General features: G+C 44.9%; 21 protein-coding genes and 1 tRNA gene. 6 read left to right on the top strand and 16 right to left on the bottom strand.

Going from position 1 to position 22,793, the window contains the following annotated elements:
* Positions 1 to 56: 56 nt before the first annotated feature.
* The gene (locus Q8P86_02060) at positions 57 to 1,112 is read right to left on the bottom strand and encodes a peptidoglycan-binding domain-containing protein (GenBank protein MDP3996457.1); all 1,056 of its coding nucleotides are present in this window, start codon (positions 1,110 to 1,112) and stop codon (positions 57 to 59) included.
* Positions 1,113 to 1,351: 239 nt separating this feature from the next.
* Here Q8P86_02060 and Q8P86_02065 point away from each other — a divergent pair, with 239 nt between their 5' ends.
* The gene (locus tag Q8P86_02065) at positions 1,352 to 1,723 is read left to right on the top strand and encodes a DoxX family protein (protein ID MDP3996458.1); all 372 of its coding nucleotides are present in this window, start codon (positions 1,352 to 1,354) and stop codon (positions 1,721 to 1,723) included.
* A gap of 214 nt (positions 1,724 to 1,937) precedes the next feature.
* On the opposite strand, the gene Q8P86_02070 is transcribed toward Q8P86_02065, so the two are convergent.
* The 3 genes from Q8P86_02070 to Q8P86_02080 form a co-directional block, all read right to left on the bottom strand.
* Positions 1,938 to 2,321, bottom strand: coding sequence for a hypothetical protein (locus Q8P86_02070; GenBank protein ID MDP3996459.1), 384 nt, complete (start codon positions 2,319 to 2,321; stop codon positions 1,938 to 1,940).
* 139 nt (positions 2,322 to 2,460) lie between these two features.
* Positions 2,461 to 3,588, bottom strand: a complete 1,128-nt coding sequence (locus Q8P86_02075) for a PQQ-dependent sugar dehydrogenase (protein MDP3996460.1) — start codon at positions 3,586 to 3,588, stop codon at positions 2,461 to 2,463.
* 227 nt (positions 3,589 to 3,815) lie between these two features.
* Complete coding sequence (locus tag Q8P86_02080; GenBank protein MDP3996461.1) at positions 3,816 to 4,382, bottom strand: Gmad2 immunoglobulin-like domain-containing protein; 567 nt, start codon at positions 4,380 to 4,382, stop codon at positions 3,816 to 3,818.
* 501 nt (positions 4,383 to 4,883) lie between these two features.
* Here Q8P86_02080 and Q8P86_02085 point away from each other — a divergent pair.
* On the top strand, positions 4,884 to 5,456 hold the full coding sequence (locus Q8P86_02085; GenBank protein ID MDP3996462.1) for a type II secretion system protein: 573 nt from the start codon (positions 4,884 to 4,886) through the stop codon (positions 5,454 to 5,456).
* Between the two features lie 88 nt (positions 5,457 to 5,544).
* A complete protein-coding gene (locus tag Q8P86_02090; protein MDP3996463.1) occupies positions 5,545 to 6,117 on the top strand; it encodes a type II secretion system protein in 573 nt (190 codons plus the stop codon).
* A 291-nt stretch (positions 6,118 to 6,408) separates the two neighbouring features.
* Here Q8P86_02090 and Q8P86_02095 read toward each other — a convergent pair.
* From Q8P86_02095 to serS, 10 genes are all read right to left on the bottom strand, one after another.
* Positions 6,409 to 6,479, bottom strand: a tRNA-Gln gene (locus tag Q8P86_02095).
* 158 nt (positions 6,480 to 6,637) lie between these two features.
* Positions 6,638 to 7,660, bottom strand: a complete 1,023-nt coding sequence (locus tag Q8P86_02100) for a class I fructose-bisphosphate aldolase (protein ID MDP3996464.1) — start codon at positions 7,658 to 7,660, stop codon at positions 6,638 to 6,640.
* An 88-nt stretch (positions 7,661 to 7,748) separates the two neighbouring features.
* Positions 7,749 to 8,780, bottom strand: a complete 1,032-nt coding sequence (gene dnaX, locus Q8P86_02105; GenBank protein ID MDP3996465.1) for a DNA polymerase III subunit gamma/tau — start codon at positions 8,778 to 8,780, stop codon at positions 7,749 to 7,751.
* A gap of 119 nt (positions 8,781 to 8,899) precedes the next feature.
* Positions 8,900 to 9,142 (bottom strand): hypothetical protein, encoded by a 243-nt coding sequence (locus Q8P86_02110; GenBank protein MDP3996466.1) that lies wholly within the window; start codon positions 9,140 to 9,142, stop codon positions 8,900 to 8,902.
* Positions 9,143 to 9,261: 119 nt separating this feature from the next.
* On the bottom strand, positions 9,262 to 9,807 hold the full coding sequence (locus Q8P86_02115) for a hypothetical protein (GenBank protein ID MDP3996467.1): 546 nt from the start codon (positions 9,805 to 9,807) through the stop codon (positions 9,262 to 9,264).
* Positions 9,808 to 9,857: 50 nt separating this feature from the next.
* Positions 9,858 to 10,949, bottom strand: a complete 1,092-nt coding sequence (locus Q8P86_02120) for a tRNA-dihydrouridine synthase (protein ID MDP3996468.1) — start codon at positions 10,947 to 10,949, stop codon at positions 9,858 to 9,860.
* A gap of 236 nt (positions 10,950 to 11,185) precedes the next feature.
* Entirely contained in the window at positions 11,186 to 13,645 is a 2,460-nt protein-coding gene (locus Q8P86_02125) for an AAA family ATPase (GenBank protein ID MDP3996469.1), read from the bottom strand.
* The gene (locus tag Q8P86_02130; protein ID MDP3996470.1) at positions 13,642 to 14,025 is read right to left on the bottom strand and encodes a hypothetical protein; all 384 of its coding nucleotides are present in this window, start codon (positions 14,023 to 14,025) and stop codon (positions 13,642 to 13,644) included. The genes Q8P86_02125 and Q8P86_02130 overlap by 4 nt, the downstream gene beginning before the upstream one ends.
* A gap of 47 nt (positions 14,026 to 14,072) precedes the next feature.
* Complete coding sequence (locus Q8P86_02135; GenBank protein MDP3996471.1) at positions 14,073 to 14,879, bottom strand: hypothetical protein; 807 nt, start codon at positions 14,877 to 14,879, stop codon at positions 14,073 to 14,075.
* A gap of 81 nt (positions 14,880 to 14,960) precedes the next feature.
* Complete coding sequence (gene serS, locus Q8P86_02140) at positions 14,961 to 16,229, bottom strand: serine--tRNA ligase (GenBank protein MDP3996472.1); 1,269 nt, start codon at positions 16,227 to 16,229, stop codon at positions 14,961 to 14,963.
* A 115-nt stretch (positions 16,230 to 16,344) separates the two neighbouring features.
* On the opposite strand from serS, the gene dprA reads away from it, so the two are divergent.
* Both dprA and topA read left to right on the top strand, forming a co-directional pair.
* Complete coding sequence (gene dprA, locus Q8P86_02145; protein MDP3996473.1) at positions 16,345 to 17,217, top strand: DNA-processing protein DprA; 873 nt, start codon at positions 16,345 to 16,347, stop codon at positions 17,215 to 17,217.
* Positions 17,218 to 17,277: 60 nt separating this feature from the next.
* On the top strand, positions 17,278 to 19,482 hold the full coding sequence (gene topA, locus Q8P86_02150; GenBank protein ID MDP3996474.1) for a type I DNA topoisomerase: 2,205 nt from the start codon (positions 17,278 to 17,280) through the stop codon (positions 19,480 to 19,482).
* Positions 19,483 to 19,539: 57 nt separating this feature from the next.
* Here topA and Q8P86_02155 read toward each other — a convergent pair whose 3' ends face one another.
* Complete coding sequence (locus Q8P86_02155) at positions 19,540 to 19,734, bottom strand: hypothetical protein (GenBank protein ID MDP3996475.1); 195 nt, start codon at positions 19,732 to 19,734, stop codon at positions 19,540 to 19,542.
* 252 nt (positions 19,735 to 19,986) lie between these two features.
* Here Q8P86_02155 and Q8P86_02160 point away from each other — a divergent pair, with 252 nt between their 5' ends.
* Positions 19,987 to 21,618 (top strand): HD domain-containing protein, encoded by a 1,632-nt coding sequence (locus Q8P86_02160; protein ID MDP3996476.1) that lies wholly within the window; start codon positions 19,987 to 19,989, stop codon positions 21,616 to 21,618.
* Here the strand turns inward: Q8P86_02160 and Q8P86_02165 are convergent.
* Complete coding sequence (locus tag Q8P86_02165; protein ID MDP3996477.1) at positions 21,608 to 22,663, bottom strand: ParB/RepB/Spo0J family partition protein; 1,056 nt, start codon at positions 22,661 to 22,663, stop codon at positions 21,608 to 21,610. The two genes, Q8P86_02160 and Q8P86_02165, sit on opposite strands and share 11 nt — an antisense overlap.
* Between the last annotated feature and the right edge of the window lie 130 nt (positions 22,664 to 22,793).

Below are 22,793 nucleotides of genomic sequence, written 5' to 3' on the forward strand. Positions count from 1 at the left end.
CGCCAAGGCGAAAGGGCGGGCGGGTCACTATGCCATATAGAACGGAGACATTTGTTTTAGTTCGTTATTGTCTGCGTTGTTCCAAAAACAGGCAGTGTTCCTCCCACCGACGTTCCGAAAGGAACAGTGACAGAAAGGACTCTAAGGCCTCCGCTTTGACCGACAGAACCGGCAAGATTGCTTGTGGGGATACCCGTTACCGTAAAAGTTCTGGATTGTCCGGCCGGAATCGTGACACTCTGGCCTATGACAGTCACGCCATTGGTTCCAAGTGTACCTCCCAGTCCGATCTGGTTACCATTCTCGTCAAGCAGTATCACTCTTGCGAATGTGAAATTCGGCAGTGAGCCGGTTTTTTCAACCACAAAGTTGTTTATCGTTACCTCTGAATTTGCTCCGGCTGACAAAGTGACACGGGTGAAAGGCACGTGAGCGCCGTCGCCTCTTATGGATGTGGCATTCGGCTGTGAAGGAACACTAACGGTTAGAAAAGGACTGCTTAAAGGAACGCCCGCCACGAAGCCGACATAGTCGTTGGCGATAAGAGAATTCAATTTATTCTGTGTGCTTACGTCCACAATGCCGTAGCCACTAAACAGTCCGAATGGCGACAGAAGCTCTGAACGGAAATATTCCTGGAAACGAGCTACCGCGTTTTCCGTCAGTGAACCGAAAAAACGAGTTTCGTTGCCCGGCGAACCGGGACCGGAAGACACGATACGAGTGGAGGAGTTTACGTTTAGTATTCTCTGAAGATAGAGAACGTCGTCTCCCACTGCCCCTTGGCTCAAATACCTGTTGAATCTAAACCCTGTGGGAACTATCGGAAATTCGCCCCCTCCGACGGCGTCTCCGCCTCCTCCACTGTTAATTCCCACGCGCAGGGAAGCTATTTGCGCCATAAATGTGTCAAAGACGGATAGCATGGCATTTATTTTGGCTTCAAGCTCCGCGTATGTCTGGGCTTCGGCTTTTGGAGCGAGTAACGGACTTCCGAGTACCGCCATGAAAAACGCGACCGACAGTATTGCCACTGCCGCCTTTTTCCCGAAATTCTTGGAATTTTGTCTTTTTTCCCGAGTGGAATTCAAAAATGCTGAAATTTTTTTCATAGTTTTGTTAAAAATTAGATAATTGATTTAATCGACCCTTGTGGCCGGATCTATTGGGTAAAATAGAACTTGGCCACATATTTAATAATGTCTATGTTTATAGTACGACTAAGTTATGAGGTAGCAGTGAACGAGCGCCTTCGTATTTCACCAAGTGTTCATGAATTTGAAAGAAGATGTTATAGTTGAAATGTTCGCAAAGTAACTGATTTTAATTACAAAATAACAGAATTTAACTTATGGAGACAACCATTTTGCTTGTCGGAAACGTTATTTTCGGGGGATATTTCTTTTTAATGGGTATCAATCACTTTTTAAAGTCGGACATGCTTTCCGGCTACGCCTCTTCAAAAGGCGTACCGTTTCCGAAAACAGCCAATATTTTGGCAGGGCTTTTTTTGACTTTGGGTGGCCTTGGGATCGTGGCAGGACTTTACATTGTCCTCTCTTCAATATTGCTTATCGTATTTTTGATAGCAGTCAACTTCATGATTCATTCTTTTTGGAAAAACAAAAATGCTGATGAAAAGGCGTCTGACCTTCAGCATTTTTTGAAAAACACCGCCCTTATCGGAGCGCTACTGGCGCTCATCGCGAGAGTGATGATGTAATACTGTGAATTGCTAAATATTTGCTTCCCCCCCCACGAGGGAAAGCTCCCAAAAAAGTGACCGCTCCAAGGGCGCTTGCCCGGTCTTAGTCACTTTTTTGTGACTTTCCTCGTGGGGGGCGCCTGTCGTATTTCGCAATTCAAAGATAAAAACACAGCCCGCGCTTCGCGCGGGCTGTGTTTTTAAATTTCTCTCTCACATCGCAAACTAACCGCTATACCCAGAAAGTAGACAGTACCAAAACCGCTCCCACAAGAAAGTACGCCACTCCTATCATGTAGTAGGCGCTTTGCTTATGGAAGAGCGACGCCGTGTTTCTTAAGGCCCTTTGAGAAGCGAACATATAGAAAACCCCTTCAATCAAAAGAATCCACGCCAACGCGGATACTACCGAAGCCAAAGGTGAATCCCAAACATTGTGAAAAAGCACCAAGAGAACGCCTCCCACTATTTCCGCTATACCCACCAAATAGATGAGAGCGCGGCTGCCGAACATTTCGTCAAATATTTTTACAGTCATCTTGCGCTTTATGAGCATACCCGAACCGATAACCAGAGAAAACAGTCCCATAAATTGCGCCAAAAAAACAGTGTCCATAAAATTTGTTGCCAGATTACGTTAATAATTAAAACGACATTTTTTAACCTTGATATAATTATACAATAAGCGTCAATAGTCCACAATTTAAAACTGTGGATTAACACGGGTACGAATTGGTGAAAAAACCATCGGCCTCTTATCTGAAAATTTCAGGATTGATTTTTAAAATCCTGTCGTCTCCACTTCCGGGAGTTCCTCTGCCGTCCGTGTTGCTCGTGCTTATATATAGAAATCCATCGTCCCCCATTCTTGCCATTCGCACGCGCCCATATTCTTCCCGAAAATGAATTTTGAGTTCAGGTTTGCTTGTGGCGCTTAAAACCGCTTCAAAAAGAGCTTCTCCGCGAAGCCCGCCGAAAAATATGCTTCCATCATAATAGGTGGCCGACGCGGGCGCCCAAGTATAGTCGGAACCGGAATGTAAAACCGGCGCATTCATCCCTTCTTTGCGCTCGTCCCCTTGAATTGTCGGCCAGCCGTAATTGCCTCCTTTTTCTATAATATTCAACTCGTCAAAACCCGAGAGAGCTCCGGAACGGCCGTGTTCCGTGCTCCAAAGCCGTCCCTCCCCGTCCCAGACGAGACCTTGCGGATTTCTGTGTCCGTAACTCCAAACGGCGTTCCCAAAAGGGTTGTCGGCAGCAGTGGCGCCATCGTCGTTTAAACGCAAAATTTTTCCGGCAAGAGAATTTTTATTTTGGGCGAGGCCGGCATTGCCGGCGTCTCCGGTTGTAATATACAAAAATCCGTCCGGACCAAATTCAATCCTTCCTCCGTCATGGTAAGAGGCGCCGGGAATTCCGGAGAGAATCACTTCCCTGCCCGAAAGTTCGTCATTTTCAAAACGATATCTCTCCACGCGATTTTCAATTTGTCCGCCAACCTGCGAGGTGAAGTAAAGATAGACGAAGCGGTTTTGTGAGAAGTCCGGATGAAGAGCTATGCCCAAAAGACCGCCTTCGCCGATATGTCGCACGCCCGAAATTTCATAACGCCTTTGGCCGTCCCCGATTCGCAAAAGCGTGCCGGGCCGTTCTGTCACCAAAAAATCACCTTCCGGCAGAAAAGCCATATCCCATGGAACCTTCAGCCCTGTCGCCACTTCTTCCACGTCTTCCGACTGTTTTCCTTTCATATCCGTAACCGCGACATCTTTCGGCGGACTCTGCGAAGCAAAGAAAAACTTTTTTAAATCATCGCCAAAAAACACTCCGGATAAAACTACAACCAAAACCGCTATTGCAATGGCAATACTTTTTTTCATATTTTCTTTGAGTTACGAAATACGGCAAGCACGCCCCCACGAGGAAAGTCACAGAAAAGTGACTAAGACCGGGCAAGCGCCCTTGGAGCGGTCACTTTTTTGGGAGCTTTCCGAGTGGGGGGGCATGAAACAGATGTTTCGTAATTGACAGTATTTATCAAATTCTTAAAATCCGCGACGATTGCCGGACAATATTTATTTTAAGTACTCAACTTATTCTTTTCTCTCTACTCCTGGTCTATTACAAAAAATATCGGAATCTCAAGCGCATCGTCGTTTTCAGAAAGGTCGGAAGGGTTGGCCTTTTGCAAAATCAAAGCCCCTCTGTTTGAATAGTTTCCCCTGATTTGCGAGATGTCAAATTCCACTTCCGCCTCAAACGGCACAAAATCAGTGGTCATCCATTCGCCTAAAGAAGTGGCGTATCCCTCCCCTATTATAAGTCCATCCCAATCCACGACAGAAATCGGAAAATTGGCTTCAAAAAACCACGTGCCTCTCGCTTCTCCTGTTATCTTCACGGGACTTGTTATTTCCGTGCTTGGCCGAGGGCTTGTCAGACGGATAAAATCCATTTTTTCAATTAAATTGCCGACATTTTCCACGAACAAGTTACCCTCACTGTCGCGACATTGCCTTGGATAGCTTTCCATTATGGGAAATCCCGCGTTCGCGCATTCTTCAAATGAAGTTACGGTCACCTGTGGCTCTTCCCTCTCCGTATCTTTTACATAAATCCAATATCCGAGTCCCAAAAGCGCCACAATCCCCAAAATAAGAATAGTTTTTTTCATTTTTTTAATTAATTATCCAATAAAGAGCTGTTAAATTTTAAATCTCACAAATCAATAAAAATATTGATAAAGGTAATAGAAATAATATTTTCTAAATTTCAGTGGCACGGCATTACATAAACACCACAACGAAAGAAACGCCTGCTTGGCTTGTTGGCATTATACCACATATTCACATATTATTTTCCTCCCCACTGCACGCATTCTGTCCACTCGGCATCTTCGTTTTAAAAAACCGCCGCTTCAACATACAAAGTATGAGAAGCGGCGGCCCAACTTGAAGCCCTTTTACCCTTTTCCTAGTGTGTGGCCAAGAATTCCTCCTCTTTACAAAGGATAACACAAAAAAACACGCGAAGGAAGGGTCGATAACATAATTTTCTTTCGCGAGTTATGAAGATTTCCACATTTCAAGTTTAACAATATTAATAACTATAATATAATTAAAGTGAATGAATTTCAACTCCGAAACAGAGTATATCAACGATTTTATAAGATAAAATGAAACATCACAGTCACAAAGCGGGTTTTACATTGGTAGAGCTTCTGGTGGTGATATCCGTAATCGGCCTGCTTTCGTCCGTGGTTCTTGCGAGTATAGAGGGCACCAGGGCGAAAGCGCGCGATACCGTACGCATTCAAACGTTTTCCCAGTTGGAAACAGCGCTAGCTCTTTATCACGACAGGCATGGTGTTTACCCCTGCGGTGACAACAACGGAAGATACGACTCTTCCGTAAGCGCTGGTTTTATAAACGGCGCGGGAGAGGACCAAGACAGTTGCACAGGAGGTCCATTGACCGGGCTTTTTGAAGAGGGCTTCTTTGTAGAGTGGATAAAAGACCCGATAAACTCGCAACCGCAAGGATGGTTTTATTTTTACCAACTGCCCGATATAACAGCTCCTGACCACCGACAAAGTTATGTTCTATACACGCGTCTGGAAAGTACTCCGAAATTGATGAAAGAAGACGGCGGCAAATGTGATAATTTTTACGAAGTAGGTCCGGATGCCGGATTGGTAGACCTGATTTTCGTAGTAGTGGTTCCATATTTTGGAGTACCTTGCAATTAGCATTCCTGTCAGCTTTCTAAGGTTATCTTGAAAAAGTCAATGAATTTCAACTCCAAAACAGAGCATATTAGTGCTACTATAGTATAAAATGACGCGGTACAGTCACAAAGCGGGTTTTTCCATTTTAGAGCTTCTGGTGGTGCTTTTCATAATATATGTCCTTTCCACGATAGTGGTAAGCCAAATCAGAGTCGCCATAAAAAGAGCGCGCGACACCGTACGTATTGAAACGTTTCATCAAATGGAAACAGCGCTGGCTCTTTATCACGACAGGCATGGTGTTTACCCCTGCGGTGACAACAACGGAAGATACGACTCTTCTTTGAGCGATGGTTTTATAAACGGCGCGGGAGAGGACCAAGACAGTTGCACAGGAGGTCCATTGACCGGGCTTTTTGAAGAGGGCTTTATAGACGCGTGGATAAAAGACCCGATAAATTCAGAGGAAGACGGATGGTTTTATCTTTACCAACTGCCCGACATAACAGCCAACGACCATCGACAAAGTTATGTTCTATACACGCGGCTGGAAGATAAATCGGAAATGATGAAAGAAGACGGCGGTAAATGTGATAATTTTTACGAAGTAGGTCCGGATGCCGGAGTGGCTGACTTGGCTTACGCGGGCGCAGGAAATCTTTTTGGAACGGAATGCAATTAGCATTTGCTGGATCCCGACGTCGCCGACGGGGCTCGTCTCTCGGGATGCTCAATCGGGCTTCGAGTCCCTGACGCAAGTGAAGCGGTTCACTTGCTACCGGCAGTTCTCCACTGTCGTTACGAACTGCCGGTCAGGGACCGCGGGTACGCTTCTCGGTCCTTACAGGACCAGTACAGGTTTCCCGTTTTTTCGGCATAAGAATGCCTCAAAAACATGGGAGAACCTCTTCGAGTCCCTGACGCAAGTGAAGCGGTTCACTTGCTACCGGCAGTTCTCCACTGTCGTTACGAACTGCCGGTCAGGGACTCGAACCCCAATACCCTCCTCCAAAGGGAGGTGTCCTACCATTAGACGAACCGGCAAAATTTGTTCCTAAATTTATAGTTAAAAAAGCGACGTCCGAGTACCACTCACTCACAAAACCCTAATATACCCCCAATTTATATCATAAAAAAACCTAAATTAACAGGTTTTTTTAATAGAAATTCAAAATTCAAACGCGCACTTGCCGTATTTTATTCTACGCGACTTCATACCGCCCCTCGCTCGCTTGTGCCGTTTCTTTCAATCTCTTCAAAAATATTTCTTGCGCTCTCTCAATATTTTCATCTTTTCCGGCCCAGGCCTTCATGATGGGGTCTTGGATGGCTCGAGAATAGGAAAAAGTAAGAGGCCATGGCGCGTCTTTATTCTTGGCTATTTTCGCTATTTCGTTTAAGTTTTCCGTAGCTTGCTGTGGCGTCTGCCCGCCGGAAAGAAATACGACACCGGCAGTTTCTTTGGGTACTTTGGCCAAAAGAGAACGCATGGTCGCTTCCGCGATTTCTTTGGAACCCCATTTCTCTCCGGACTTGTTTCCCTGCAAAACCATACTTGTCTTCAAAATCAAACCGCCCAAATTTATTCCCTCTTTATTCAACTCTTCAAAAGTAATGCCGAGGGTATTTCTCACAACCTCTTCGCATCTCTTCAATGTGTGATTTCCTTCAAGCAAAACTTCCGGCTCCACCATCGGCACCATTCCTTTTTCCTGCGCCAAACCTGCGTACTTTGCCATTCGCCTGGCATTTTCTCTAACAGCTTCTTCGGTAGGCAAATTATCGCCGATTCTAACCACTGCCCTCCATTTGGTAAACTTTGCCCCCATTTCCGCGTATTCAGAGAGACGATCGGATAGCCCCTCAAGCCCGTTTGTCACTTCTTCTTGTGGCGAATTTTCAAAGGGACTCGTCTTTTGGTCAACCTTGATTCCTGTCGCGATTCCCCTTTGGCTCAAAAGTTTAGGGAAAGAAACCCCGTCGTTATCGGACTGCCGTATCGTCTCATCGTATAAAATTACTCCGGAAAGATACTTTTCGGCTCCAGGCGCGGACAAAAGAAGCTCGCGCCATTTTCTCCTATTTTCTTCACTGCACTCAATACCCTCCGCCACAAATCTTTTTTCAGCCGTGCCGACACTCTCGTCAGCGGCCAAAATTCCCTTACCCGATGCCATTAGATTTTTTACCACTTCACTTAAACTTAAAGAAGATTCAGAATTCATGATTTAGGATTTTAGAAATAAATTTCGCATTTTTAATTATACTTTAACTCCGCGCTTTAGACCTTGAATATGGATAATCTATCACAAACTACACGCCACACGATTTTATTACCGCGAGCTCTATAGGCAACTGCGGTATTGCCGTCTTGCCGACCAAATCGGCGCTTTCCAAAAAAGCAAGAAGCGAAGAGGATGTCACATTTGAACCGGACGTCATCGCAAGACCTTTTAAAAACTCAAAATCCTCTTCTGACACCTCCTCTTTTATCGTCTTTTCCAAGTCCTTTGCGAAACGCAAAAGAAGAATCAGGCGCATCTTGTGAAGAATCAGCTTGACATAGGTCTTCATGTCAATGTTCTCCTCCGTAGCGCAAGCTACCGCCTGAAGCCCTTTTTCAACGTCTTTTTCGCTAACTGCCGACAAAAGATCGTTCACCACCTCCTTTTTCGGAACGCCGGAAACGATTCGCACGTTTTCTTCCGTTATTACCTTGCCGGAAAAAGAACTCACTATTTTTTGAAGTATGCCGTGAGTATCTCGGAAAGAACCGTCCCCAAGCAAAGCCACGAGTTCCGCCGCGCTTTTTTCCATATCTTTCCCTTCCTTTTTGGCGACATTTAAAACGAGGTCGCGCAGGGTCTTGACGGAGGGTTTTTTAAACGTATGAACTTCGCACCTCGAAATTATCGTTTCAGGCAATCGGTCTATTTCCGTAGTCGCCAAGACAAAGATGACATGAGGTGGAGGTTCTTCAAGCGTCTTTAAAAGAGCGTTGAATGCCTCCTTGGTCATCATATGCGCCTCGTCAACAATGTAAATTTTATACTTTGATTCAAGAGGCAAAGTGTAGACCGCCTCGCGTAGCGCCCGCACGTCGTCAATGCCCCTGTTTGAAGCGGCGTCTATTTCGTAAAGGTCGTTTGCCGTAGTGCCGAGGGTCTTGGCTAAAATCCTGGCAAAGGACGTCTTGCCTGTGCCACGAGAGCCGGAAAAAAGATAGGCGTGAGAAACATTACCTTGTTTAAAAGAACCCTGAAGAGCAGAGACAATGTGTTCCTGACCTAAACATTCTTCAAATTCCTGCGGTCTGTATTTTCTGTAAAAAACAACTTCTGGCATTAGGGTATTATAACATAGTGAGCGCCGCAAAACGCGACGCTCATTGTAATTGAAATGCTTCGGGTTCCTATTCCAACCCCATAACCGAAGCGGAAAAAAGGTCTTTTTGAGGATGTTTTTCACCGCGTAAGCGGTTCAAGCTGACAGAGAGACGAGACCCTTCTCTTGGCATTTATCGTCTCTTCCACTCTGGCAACGACTTCTTCTCTACTTCTGTCAAGTAAGTCGTCCCAAAAATCGGAGCGGTCTTCTACGGAACGTAAAAAAGCCACCCTCTCAGCGATATCAAGCCCTTTTTCAATCAAAATGCCTATCACCGTTTGACGCTTGCGCGTTTTCACGTATTCGGTTTCTTCTCGCATATTTTTACCTTTTCTCTTTTGAGTTTTACCACCGTCTGCATTTAATCCTATTCCAAATAATATTTATGACAAGTCCTAACAGTGGAAAACTCCTGTCGTCTCCCCCTATCGACATACACTCATTTTGGACGGCCGTCCAAAATGAGTGTATGTGAATTTGAATTACAAACTCCGCGATAAACACCTCTTTCATTCGTAAGTGTTTTCATCTTCATTCGCTTTTGCGTTTTGCGACTCATGATCATAGAGACCACAAAAAAGAGCCCCTCTTCGGAGCCCTTTTCATCCACTGCGTACGCACACCTTGCATGGATTCCCCATTCCCCTAAAATCAGGGTTACTTTGGATTCGTATCTATTAAAAACCGATACGAATTTGCGCACATCCTCATCGCTTTGAGGGCCGGTCGCCCAGAGCTTGAAAACCAAAACCGCGTGTACGGTTTCCACCCAACTAACCTCCTCATTCTCCAGTCCATTCTGGAGTTCCATTTCATATAGTTGTTCTATCGTTGTCTGAAAGGCCCTGTAGACTGCTTTGAATGGGACTCTTGCGTCCAGTATTTCATGCAAAATACCTCTGGCCTCTCTTTCACACCTTCCGGGCGTGCCGGTGGATTTATCAATATATTCCTCAATCAGTTCTCTAAACTTCTGTTCTTTCATTTCATCCTCCTTTCCTTTGTTCTTCCTCTAATATACTAATATATCGCAATCTAAGTCAAAAGAAAACTGTTGACAACATTTTCCACCTCATGCGCGTTTTCTGTTTCCATGAGTTTCATACGCAATTCTTTGGCTTTGGAAAAGTCAGAAACATAGGCCTTATAGTGTTTTTTCATGATAGCAAAACTTTTTTTGACGCCTAAAAATTTTCCGGAATTTTCGTTTACAAAAAAGTCCTCAAACAATTTGGTATGCTCAATCATTATTCTCAATCTCTTCTCGGGAAAAATTTCCTCGGAATTATTTTCTAATTCACGCGAATCGGAAAACAAGTCCGGTCGGCCGAAAATCGCTTTACCGAGCATCACCCCGTCCGCCAAGCTTTCCCCGACTCGCTTTACACCGTCTTCAATAGACGAAACATCTCCATTTCCAAAAATTAAGGCCTGACTGCCGAGAGCATCTCTGATTTTTACCACCTCTTTTATCCTCTCCCAGCGCGCCGGCACTTTAGACATTTCTTTTCGGGTGCGAGCATGTATGGTAACTACGGCAGGATTTTCAGCCAGCAACTCCGGAAGCCAATCCTCCAGTTCGTCTTTGTTGTAGCCAAGTCGGGTTTTGACCGAAACGGGAATATTTTTAGAGGCATCGGAGACGCCTTCTTTGGCCGCCCGAATAAGGGCGCGAGCAAGCGGTGGGTTTTTCATAAGAGCCGCGCCGGCTCCCTGCTTTTCCACTTTTCTGTCAGGACAGCCCATGTTTATGTCCACTCCGTCAAAGCCGAGATTGGCGCAAAGTTTAGCCGCATTTTTCATATTTTCAGGATTGCTCGTAAAAAGTTGGGCAACGATAGGTCTTTCCTCTTCGGAGTATTTTAAATCAACCGAAAGTTTTTCTCTTGCCTTCTCGTGGCAAAGCCCGTCTGCCGAAACAAATTCCGTCCACATAGCATCCAATACGCCACCCGTCTGGCGTATTGTAGAATCACCACCACATGCGTCATCCTCCGCGCGGCTGTATTTGGGGATAATTTGCCGAAAAGCCGCGTCCGTGACATCGGCCATCGGAGCCAAAACAAAAATCGGCCTGCTTTCGCCTGCCGCCTTTTTCTTTAGATTTTCCCAAAACCCCAATTTCATGAGTTGTCAGTTTATCACCGCGCGGAAATGTTTACAACGCGTTCAAGCGACGCGTTCAACCGGCGTGCAAACGATTACAAAGGCATAATAAACGTCCTCATCCAAACACTTCCATACTATATAGTATGGAAGTGTTTGGATGAGGAGAATTTTCGTATGGAGATTCGCGCAACGAAAAGAAAAACGCGCTTCAAAATGCTTCAAGGGCGCGTTGGTTTGCTGTGAGAATGTGTCCCTTAAGATCGCAAGTCCGCCCCGCTTAACGCCACTTTTGAACCGGCGGAGATTTCACCGCGCAACATTTTTTCAGCGATTATTTTTTCCACAGTATCCTGAATGGCGCGGTTCATTGGACGCGCGCCAAACTGCGGGTCGTAACCTCTTTCCGCTAAAAAATTCACAAGTTCTTCCGTTATGACAAGTTCCACACCCTTTTCCTGAAGCCGTTTTTGCAAACGATTGAGCATTATTTTCGCGACGGCTTTCATTTCTTCACGGCTTAGCGGTCTAAACAAAATCACTCCGTCAAACCGGTTCAAAAGTTCCGGTTTGTAAATTCCGCGCCTCACTATGTCGTCTACGATATTTTTCTTGTCCGGCAAGCCACCGGCTTTATTCATCTCCCATATAAGCTCGCTTCCGGCATTTGAAGTCGCGACAATTATGAGGTTACGAGCGTTTACTTTTTTACCCGCCATGTCCGAAAACACTCCTTCGTCAAGAATCTGCAAAAACAAATCCAAAACTTCGGGAGATGTCTTCTCAAACTCGTCCAAGAGCAGAACTCCGTATGGCTTTTCACGCAACTTGGAAGAAAGAACACCCGCCCGCGAAGTTCCGAAAATTCCTATAAGCCGCTCCAGTGCGTCTGCCGTCCTAAACTCGGACATATCCAGGCGAATAATATCGGCCTCGCCTCCGAAAAACACCGAGGCCAGAGCTTTGGTTGTTTCCGTTTTGCCGACTCCCGTAGGCCCCAGAAAAAGGAACGACCCTATTGGACGGTTCGGATTCGTAAGTCCCAAGCGCGCCCGACGCAGAGAGTTAGCCACCGCCTGAAGCGCTTCGGTTTGACCGATGACCCTTTCCTTCAAAAGTTTTTCCAAATTTAGCAGTTTTTCCTTTTCGGCCTGCTTGGGGACACTGGCGGGAATTCCCGTCTTGCTCTCAACCGCCAAAAGCACGTCTTCCTTGCGTACCGTTTTTTTGCCGGAAGATATGGAACGAGACGCTATTTCCGAAATCAAATCAATGGCTTTATCCGACAGCACGCCGTCGGAAAAATATCTTTCCGCGCTTCTTACAATTTCAGCCACCGCTTGAAATGTGAAAAAAAGTCCGTCCTTGGCTTCAAATGCCAAAGCCGCTTTTTTGACTGTGGCTAAAGTTGCCGAGCTGTCCTCGTTTTTTACCTGAATCTTTTCAAAAAGCTTCATGAAAAGAGCGTTTTGCTCCAAAAGATTGTGAAATCCGTCCGGAGAAGAAAGGGCCACAACATGCACATCCGGCGAAACAAGAAACGGCTCAAGCAAAGGAACAAGATCTGTCCCCATGGTCCTCGCGCTTTCTAAAAACTCCGGCAAGTTTTCAATGACTATAATGACGTTGCCGGAACGGACGATATCAAAAAAAACTTTACGCAGTTCCGACTCAAACGACTGTTTGTTTCCGGTAACCGTTACAAAAGAGTTGCCGTCAAAAAGAAAAACTCTTTTATGTTCTATAGCCGGCAGCGCTTTTCCGCTTGAAATTTTGGCGGCCAACCGATAAACAAGTTCCTTTTTTATTCCACCGTCTTCTCCAACAAGCAGAATGTTGGCCTCGCTGTTTTTGCTCAAAACATTTTCCATTTCCCACAGCTCTTTTTCGCCACTTTCCGTTTTGTTGAGAGTTGTCCTGCTTTTTGAGACCGAAGTTATATCTTGAGCGTATTTTTCCAAGATATAAGCTCCGCCATAAGACCAGTCCTTGCCTATTCCGGAAATGGCGCCGAGACGTTCTTTGCTCCAAAAGCGCAAAGCCAGACGCATATTTTCATGCATTTCTTCCACCCACAAGGCCGCCCCTTTAAATTCGCCCCTATCAATACCACGGCGAGCCAGGTATGACGCGAACTCTTGGTCTTCGGCAAAAACCGCGTCTGAAAATTCCAAAAGAGTAACTTTTTCTGACGGAACGGAAAATATCACAGGCAAAAGAGGTTCTCTTTTGGACGTTAGGAATTCCACTACAGAGTCCTGCCCGAGACCTAAACGTTTTAAAATCAAAATGCCGTACTTGGATTTGAGAAAAGCAACAGTGATGTCTTCTCGCGCGGAATATACTATGGAAGCGACTGTGAAAGAGACACTCGTCCCGTTTTTCCCCTTGGTTAAATTTTCATCCCCCTTTTCCGGCAAACGCATTGGAAGTCCCTTGAAAAAAAACGAATAGTAAAAAGAATTTACAAGAAATACAATAGTCCATAAGCTGAAGACGAGCACGAAAACGCCAGTCATCTTTTGCCTGAATTCGTAAATTTCGGAAAAACCGAAGTTTTGCGACAAAAAAGTCAAAATGGCCGCAAACAAGGAAATCCACGCAAGCCATGACAATATAGAGAAAACCTTTCTTCGGGCACCAAGAGAAAATACCAAATCCATTTTAATGGCGGGAGAATAAATTTTTGCCGATTGTCTAATTTCAGCGAAATTCATAGTGTCAAAGATACCGCCCCTCCTATTAAAAGCACGACCACTATTGCCGGCAATAAAAACCATATGACGTAAAAAGCAACCGACACGATAAAAGCGATTAGAATGATAAAGAGTCCCGAGATTACAGTAACAAGACGAGCCAAAAATCCAACCAAGCGCATTATGGTGTTTATGATAATTCTCTGCCAAAAAGCGTCTTCATTCTTGTTTTCTGAAAGTCGTCTCCAAGGAGAAAAAAATGTTTTAAAAAGTATGGATAAGGAGAAGAAATTATAAAGAAACCACATGATGTTGGTTTCAATGCGAAAGATGTCCCGAAAAGCGCCTCCGTAATGCCAGACGAAATAGTGCACGGGCAAACTTAAAGTATTAAAGCGCATGAGATAATTGTATCACGCAACGTAAAACATCAAACACCTCGCCTCTTCTATTTATAAAACACTTTGTTTTCAAACCTTAAATCAATATATTCAAGTTCCGGAATTTTCCCGCCAGTTTGAATATTTGCAAACGCGATGCTCAAGGACTCAAGCACGGTTGAAAATTCTTGTTCCAGCGAAAAAATGACTTTTGTTCCGTTCTCCAAAAAAACCTGACGCTCACCGTCTTCTTTTTCCCAAAAAGCTATCGGAGTCAAGTTTGTTATATTTTTGACCTCTTCTAAAAAACTCAAAACAGCGACAAACCCCTCCTTGGTATCGTATCTTTGAGAGATAGGTACCTCGTGGTCAATAAGACCGTAAAAACGCAAGTAAACCGTTCCCGCAAGTTCCGGCGAAGGAGCATAAACAAAGCCATCTTTGTCAGTGAAAAAGCACGGCGTCTCAAGGGGAGCTTCTGAAAAATCCGGTTCACCTTGGCACCATATGGCCTTTGGCTGTCGCTCGGAAACAACCACAGAAAAAGACCGCAAATCAGTAGTATGAATGGCCAATTCTTTGACTTTTGGATGCTTCTCCAGAATATAATTTTTAACCGATACTTTGGAATACAGAAAAATGTTTGACTTTGGAAAAAGAAAAAAGTGTTTGCCCGACAGGGCCTCTCTGGTTGAAGCGACAAGAGCGCCGGCATCTATGGTTGTATTTCCACGAACTTCTATCTTATTCACTTGAAAATAAGGCAGATGCGACAGAAAAGTTAGCAATCCAAAAATAATAACTGAAAGACAGATAAGAAAGGCCGATATGCGCAAAATTTTTTGCCTTTTGCGATCTTTTAGTCGGATTTTCATTTGACATGGAACATAAGAAAATCGGCAGATGGACTCTGCCCCGCGGGGCTTGCCACTTGCGGTATTCAAAGTAGTTACCGCCTAAATCTTTCGCTCTATCTTCTCTTTTCCCATGTATTTTTGCAAAACCTTGGGAATCAAAACAGAGCCGTCTTCCTGTTGGTAATTTTCAACTATGGCGGAAAGAACGCGCGGTGTCGGTATGGCCGTGGCGTTTAAAGAGTGGGCGTAGCGTTTTTTGTCACCGTCGTCATAGCGGATATTAAAACGGCGGGTTTGAAAGTCATGATAATACGAAGCGCTGGCGATTTCTCTATAAGAGTTCTGCGAAGGCATCCACAATTCCGTGTCGTATGATTTTACTTGGGCCTTTTTCAAGTCCCCCGTGCATATCGCGAGTTGCCTATACGGAATGCAAAGCGACTCAACAAATTCTTCCGTATTGCGATTTAACTCCTCGTGAATTTTCACTGATTCGGCATGATCACAGTGGCATAAAACAAGCTGTTCCAATTTGTAAAACTCATGCACGCGTATCAGCCCTTTTGTGTCCTTGCCGTGACTTCCCGCCTCTCTTCTGTAACAAGGTGAAAAAGCCAAATATCTTTTCGGCAAATCTTCTTTCTTTAAAATCTCTTCGGAATGATAGGCCATCATCGCCACTTCCGAAGTACCCGAAAGATAATCATCGTCCTGAGTTTTAAAAAGGTCCTCGGCGTCTGCCGGTAAATGCCCCGTCCCGTAAAAAAATTCCTTCTTTACTATTGCCGGAGCGATGAAAGGAACGAAATTTTTATTTCCGAAAAATTCCCGCGCGTAATTCCAAACAGCCCAGGACATGTCCGCTCCTTCATTTTTCAAAAAGTATCCTCTAAAACCGTGAACTTTCGTCCCTCTTTCAAAGTCCACCATGTCCAAATTTTTCATTATCTCAACATGGTCTTTTGGCTCAAAAGAAAACTGTGGCTTTTCCCCCCACGTTTTTAACTCCAAATTGTCCTCCTCGCCCTTGCCGTCAGGAACCGACATGTCGGGAATATTAGGAACGGCAAGCATCATGTTTTTCCAATCCGTCACTAACGTCTTGAAATACTCTTCGTCGTCTTTCATTCCGTCTTTTAGGGCGCGCATTTCTTCTACCAAACTTTTACGTCTAAGGTCGTCTCGGCAAGACGATATCGCGTTGCCAACCCTGTTTTGCTCGGCGCGCTTTTCCTCAATTTTCCGAATCAATATTCTTCTCTCGCTATCTTTTTTCAAAAACTCGTCCACGTCAAGTTCAATCCTTTTCTTTTTAACGGCTTCTTTTACGAGGTCTGTGTTCTCGCGAATAAAATTTATATCTAACATAAATATGTAATATTAAACCCGCGCCCGAAAAATCTAACCGCAACTTCTGACTTTTCACTTTTAACTTGCATGTCGCAGATTACATGCATTATACCAAATCTGTTACAATATTTCCATGGATTATCCCCTTTCCACGATTACAGGCGAAAAAATGCCGGAACGTCTTCGTCAAATACCCGTATCGCCGAAAAAACTCCACTACAGAGGTAACCTCCCCGACTGGAGCGGTAAATTCCTCTGTGTTGTCGGTTCCCGAAAATATACACCCTACGGAAAAAGTGTTTGCGAAAATCTGATAGCCGGCCTTTCGGGCTATCCGATAACAGTAGTATCGGGTCTGGCTTTGGGAATTGACGGCATAGCTCATGAAGCGGCGCTTTCTGCCGGCCTCGTTACTTTGGCTTTTCCGGGTTCCGGCCTTGACTGGAAAGTTTTGTATCCATCATCTCACGCGGGGCTGGCCCAAAAAATTCTGGAAAGAGGAGGCGCGATTTTTTCGGAGTCAGAGCCGGATTTCCGAGCCCGACCCGAAAGTTTTCCTCAAAGAAACAGAATTATGGCGGGAATTTCCCACGCCATTTTGGTAATAGAGGCCGAGTTAAAATCAGGCACGCTTATCACTTCTCGTCTGGCGACGGAATACAACCGCGACGTATTCACCATTCCTCACTCCATATTTTCAAAAACCGGCGAGGGACCGCACATGCTTCTGAAACTCGGCGCCACTTTGATAACTTCACCAAGCGACATTTTAGACGCTTTTGATATTGGTCCTGAAAAGAAAGACACTGAATTTTCACCCAATAAATACGCCGACTGCATGCCCGACGAACTTCTCGTAATAGAAAAGCTCACGATACCCCAATCCCGCGACGGACTCATACGGCAGTTGCCTTTTCCGGCTTCTCAGGTAAATTCCATTTTAACAATGTTGGAGATAAGAGGTCTGGTGAAGGAAGAGTTAGGAAGGATAAGAATCGTGAATTGAGAGAAAAATAATTTTCAACTTATTGCATCTTTCGCATAGTTCGTGTAATACTTAAAAACCATGAAGCTTTTAATAGTGGAATCCCCCGCCAAAGCAAAAACCATTTCAAAATATTTGGACAATGAATACACGGTTCGGGCCTCTGTCGGTCATATCCGTGATTTGCCCAAGTCAAACAAAAAAGCCATTTCAATAGAAGGTGGTTTTGTTCCGCATTACGAAATTGTAAAAGGTAAAGAGAAAGTGGTAAGCGAGCTTAAAGCCCTCGCGGAGAGGGCCGATGAAATAGTGCTGGCGACCGACTTGGACCGTGAAGGAGAAGCCATCGCTTGGCATTTGTCTGAACTTTTTAAAAAAGGTGTCGCGAAAAATAGAGGGCGCGACTCATCCGGTCCGTTGAAAAGAATTACCTACAGCGAAATCACAAAAGAAGCGATTCGGGAAGCGCTTAAACACCCGAGGACTATTGACCAAAATCTGCGCAAGGCCCAAGAAGCGCGCAGGGTTCTTGACCGACTCGTCGGCTACGACCTATCCGGTCTCATATGGAAAAAGCTCCGTTACGGACTGTCGGCGGGACGCGTGCAGTCGCCGGCCCTGCGGATAATAGTGGAGCGCGAAAGAGAAATAAAGGCATTCAAGCCCGAAAAATTTTGGGTCATAACGGCCAACGTAAAAAATAAAGAAGCTGAATTTTCAGTGGTATGCTCGGAAGAGCCGCGAGAAAAAGAGCAAGTGAACAAAATCGTTTCGGACGGAGAGAAAGGACAATGGTATGTCAAAGACATCGTGGAAACAAAAGCCGGTCGTTCTCCGCGCCCTCCTTTTATCACGTCCACGCTCCAACAATCCGCTTCCACCCGACTGGGATTTACTCCCGCCCGCACCATGGGCGTCGCTCAAAAACTTTACGAAAACGGACATATCACATATATGCGTACCGACAGCACGAACCTAAGCAAACAGGCACTCGGTTATGCCGCCTCAGTAATAGAAAAAAAATTTGGCAAAAATCTCGTACAGATTAGAACTTATGCCAAAAAAAGCAAAAACGCCCAAGAGGCCCACGAGGCCATCCGTCCGACAAACCTGGCAAAAGAAAAAATTTCCGGAAACGACGACCAGAAACGACTTTACGAACTTATCTGGCAAAGGGCTATCGCGAGCCAAATGGCGGATGCCGAAATTCTCCGCACAAAAATAACCGCGAACATAAAAAGCGACTCTGTTCCCGATTTCGCCATAAACGGTTCAAGGGTAATATCGGCGGGATGGCTTCTGGCTGACCCGAGGGCCCGTGGCGACGACGTTGAACTGCCAAAAGTGACAAAAGGCGAGGACCTTGACCTTTTAAATATAGGTTCGGAAGAAAAAGAGACGGAGCCGCCGTCACGTTTCAGTGAAGCCGGACTCGTAAAAGAACTTGAGAAAAGAGGTATTGGCCGACCTTCCACTTACGCGTCTATTATAAAAACACTTGAAGACAGGGGTTACGTGGAAAAACAAAACAAAGCGCTTGTGCCGACGGACACCGGTGAAGTGGTCAGCAGTTTTTTGGAAAAACATTTCTCTACTTATATAAGCGACGACTTTACCGCCCACATGGAAGACGACCTTGACGATATCGCGAACGGTGACAAAGAATACAGAACCACTCTTGAAAACTTTTACACGCCTTTTTCCAAAGATGTAAAGGCCAAAGAAAACATTGAGAAAATAAACAATTTAGGGTTGGCCGACAAAAAATTCAAATGTCCGACTTGCGGAGGGTCTATGATTATAAAACTCGGCAAAACGGGAAAATTTCTTTCTTGCGAAAAATTTCCCGACTGTTCGGGAGCTCTAATGATGGACGGCCACGAAATAAAGGTGGACGAGCCGATAGGTAAACATCCGGAAACGGGCGAAGATATTTATCTTTTGACTGGGAGGTTCGGACCTTATGTCCAGCTCGGACTTCAAGAGAAAGGCAAAAACAAGCCGAAAGCAAGAAAAGCCAGTATTCCAAAAGATAAGGACTTGGGAACCGTAACGGTGGAGGACGCGGCAAAATATCTTTCATTGCCGAGAAAGCTCGGCAAACATCCGAAAACGGACAATGATATCTCCTCAAATATAGGACGCTTTGGACCGTACATAGTTCACGACGGAGATTTCCGCTCTCTTAAAGGCGCGGACAACCCATACGAAATCACTTTGGAGCGGGCGTTGCAAATACTCTCGGAACCGAAAAAAGCCCGTTTCGGCAGAAAGAAAAAAGAATAGACAAAAGAAAATGCCCGAAACAACGTTCGGACATTTGCGATGGGAATGATATGATGCTCACAAACTCATCATAAAGTCGTACATCTCCTCATCTTCTTTCCTTTTTAAGGGAGGTGAATTATATTCAATTTCTGAATCCCCGAGGACGAGCCCGTGTCCGTCAGGGTTTGACCGCCTCGTGGTGTGTCTTGATTGACGAGAATGTTTTCTCCCACATTCTCGCCCCATTTGCTGACTGTTTGTATTTTTCATAGATACTCTCCTTATACCAGTATCACATAGTGGCCCCCAGGATGTCAACGTGCCATCGCACAACTCTCTTTCCACAAATTTTGTCGCAAGAGAAAAACTCCGAAAATTGAAAATTGCCACTTCCTTAACTTTTGCTTCATATTTCTTATTCATAATTCATAAATCATATTTCACTTTTAATCTTGCCTACTCCTTCCCCATTCGCTATTCTTAGCTTACGGCTACGCTTAAACATAATGTCTAAACATTTTTATGTCAGATTCTTCCCTTGAAAAACTCATTTCAATATTAGAAAAGCCGACTCCTTCGGACATCGCTCTTATTTCCAAGGCCTATCACTTTGCGAAAGAGGCGCATCAAAGCCACCTGCGCTTCTCCGGAGAGCCCTACTTCAATCACCTTTTCGCTACGGCCGTAAACTTGGCCGAACTTCGCATGGGCCCCATAACCATTTCCGCGGGACTCCTGCACGACTCTCTGGAAGACGCGAATATAAGCCGGGAAACACTGGAAAAAGAGTTCGGCAAGGAAATTCTTTTCTTAGTTGAAGGTGTCACAAAACTCGGCCACGTCAGATATCACGGCGCCGAACGACACGTGGAATCATTGCGTAAATTTTTCGTAGCTGTTTCCAAAGACCTCAGGGTTCTCATCATCAAACTTTGCGACCGTCTGCACAACATGGAAACGCTCGCGCATGTTCGCGAGGAAAAAAGAGAACGCATCGCCAAAGAAACCTTGGAAATATATTCGGCTCTGGCGTATCGTCTGGGCATACGAAAACTTTCGCGCCGACTGGCCGACCTGTCGTTCCCCTATGTCTATCCCGAGGAACATAAAAGAACCGAAGAACTTTTGAGCAAACGTTTGAAAAAAGAAACATCCTCCCACCTTGAGAAGATGTTAAAGTCGGTGAAAAAAGAACTTGGCAAGGCGGGTATTACCGAATTTTTTACAAGCTATCGCGTAAAAGGTCTGTACAATCTCTACTTGAAATTAAAGAGAAAGGACTGGGATATTGAAAAAATTTATGATATTTCCGCCTTGCGCATCATAGTGCCGACAGTCGCCGATTGCTATGCCGTCTTGGGAGTCATCCACGGGAACTGGATGCCTCTTCCCGGCCGAATAAAGGACTACATTGCCTTTCCGAAACGTAACGGTTATCAGGGAATACATACCACTATTTTCACCGGAGACGGCACGATACTTGAGGTTCAGATAAGGACAAAAGCCATGAACAGAGAGGCCGAATACGGCATAGCTTCGCATTTTGAATACAAGGAAGAAATGGCTTCAAAAGAAGAAGTGATGGAGAACAGCGTGTCGTGGGTGAAGGAAATATTGCCTTCCTTTACAATAAGGGACGAAAAGGACAAAGATATTCCGCTTTGGGTTGAAAACTTGAGGGCGGTTGAGTCGTTCCCTAAAGACCCGGCCGCCTTTATGGAGACCTTGGCTGTTGAATTTTTTGGAAACAGGGTCTTCGTGTTCACACCCAAAGGCGACGTTATGGACCTTCCTCAAGGAGCAAGTATTGTGGACTTTGCTTACGCCATACATTCAGACATCGGCAACCACATGGCCGGAGCAAAAGTCAACGGCAAAATTGTTCCGTTAAACAGAGAGCTCAAAAACGGCGAAATTGTGGAGGTTGTTACCAAAGAATCCGCCCATCCTTCGCTCAAGTGGATAGAATTTTGTAAAACCAGTTTGGCCCAGAAACACATAAGAACGGCAGTGAAACTGCAGATATGGGTGCCTCGTAAAGAAAATCCGCCGAAAAAAAAGGAAGAGAGTCAATCCAAAAAACAGAAATCAGCCCGAAAACATGAGATGAGAAAAAGAAAAAAGAAAGGGAAAGGAGAGAAAATCAGACGGTAAAATTCTTTAAAGAATACAAATCAGTGTCATCGTCTTCTCTTTTTTGGTTTGGACTTCTGTCGTCTATCGGAAAATCCCGTGAGGCGGGGTCGTCGCTCAAAGAAAAAGTGTCCTCTGCTACCTCTACCGGTAGGGCAGAGGTATCCGGCACATCCGATCCGGAAAATTCTTGCCTATCAGGAATTTGATCAGGAAGTTGAGATGCTGACAAAATCTCTCTGTCCGCTTTTATTTTATCAAGAATAGACATCAAATCGTCATTGGAGAAAAAATCAATGCGAATCTTCCCTCCGCCAAACGGTTTTGCTTCTATCATTACTCTTGTGCCCAAAATTTCCGAAAACATATTTTCAAGCTCTGCCTGTTCAGGCGATCTTGGAATTCGCCTGGCTCTTTCCACCGCTATTGAACGGGCTATTTGCTCGGCGTCCCGAACATTCATTTTCTTTAATATTATTTCTTTAAAAAGGGTCTGTTGTTCTTCCGGTCTGTCAACAAGCATGAGTATTGGCCTCGTATGTCCTTCGTTTATTTTACCCTCGGAAAGAGCGTTAAGCATTTCCCCGGGTAACAAAAGAACCCGCAAACTGTTTGTTACGTACTCGCGGCTTCTGCCGATTTTCATGGCTATTTCGTGATGCTTCAACCCGAAATCTTCCACCAGTTTTTCAAACGCCCTGGCCCTTTCCACCACATTTAAGTCCTCACGCTGAAGGTTCTCTATTATGGCCAATTCCAGCTTTTCTCTGTCGCTGTCTTCGCTCGCTCTTATAAGAACCGGAACCTGAAAAAGACCGGCGATTTTTGAAGCCCGAAGACGACGTTCTCCGGATATAAGCTCATACTCTACGGCCATTCCACCTTCCGGCGTTTGAAATTCTTTTCGTGTTACCACAAGCGGCTGCAAAATTCCGTACATCTTTATGGATTCGGCCAAATCATTTAGGCGCGCCTCGTCAAATTCCCGTCTCGGCTGAAAAGGATTAGGTTTTATCTTATCTGTTTCTATCCAAAAAATTGAATTGTTGAAAAATTGAGAAGACATAGAGTTATGGAATGCAATTATAGTCAAATTTTATCACAGCTCTTACATAACGAGCAAGTTCTTCTAATAATACACAAGCTTAGCTTTAAGTATTGAGAAGTGAGGTCTAATTTCAGAGGAGATTTAGGGA

Source organism: bacterium (assembly GCA_030699905.1).
GTDB lineage: Bacteria > Patescibacteriota > Minisyncoccia > Phycocordibacterales.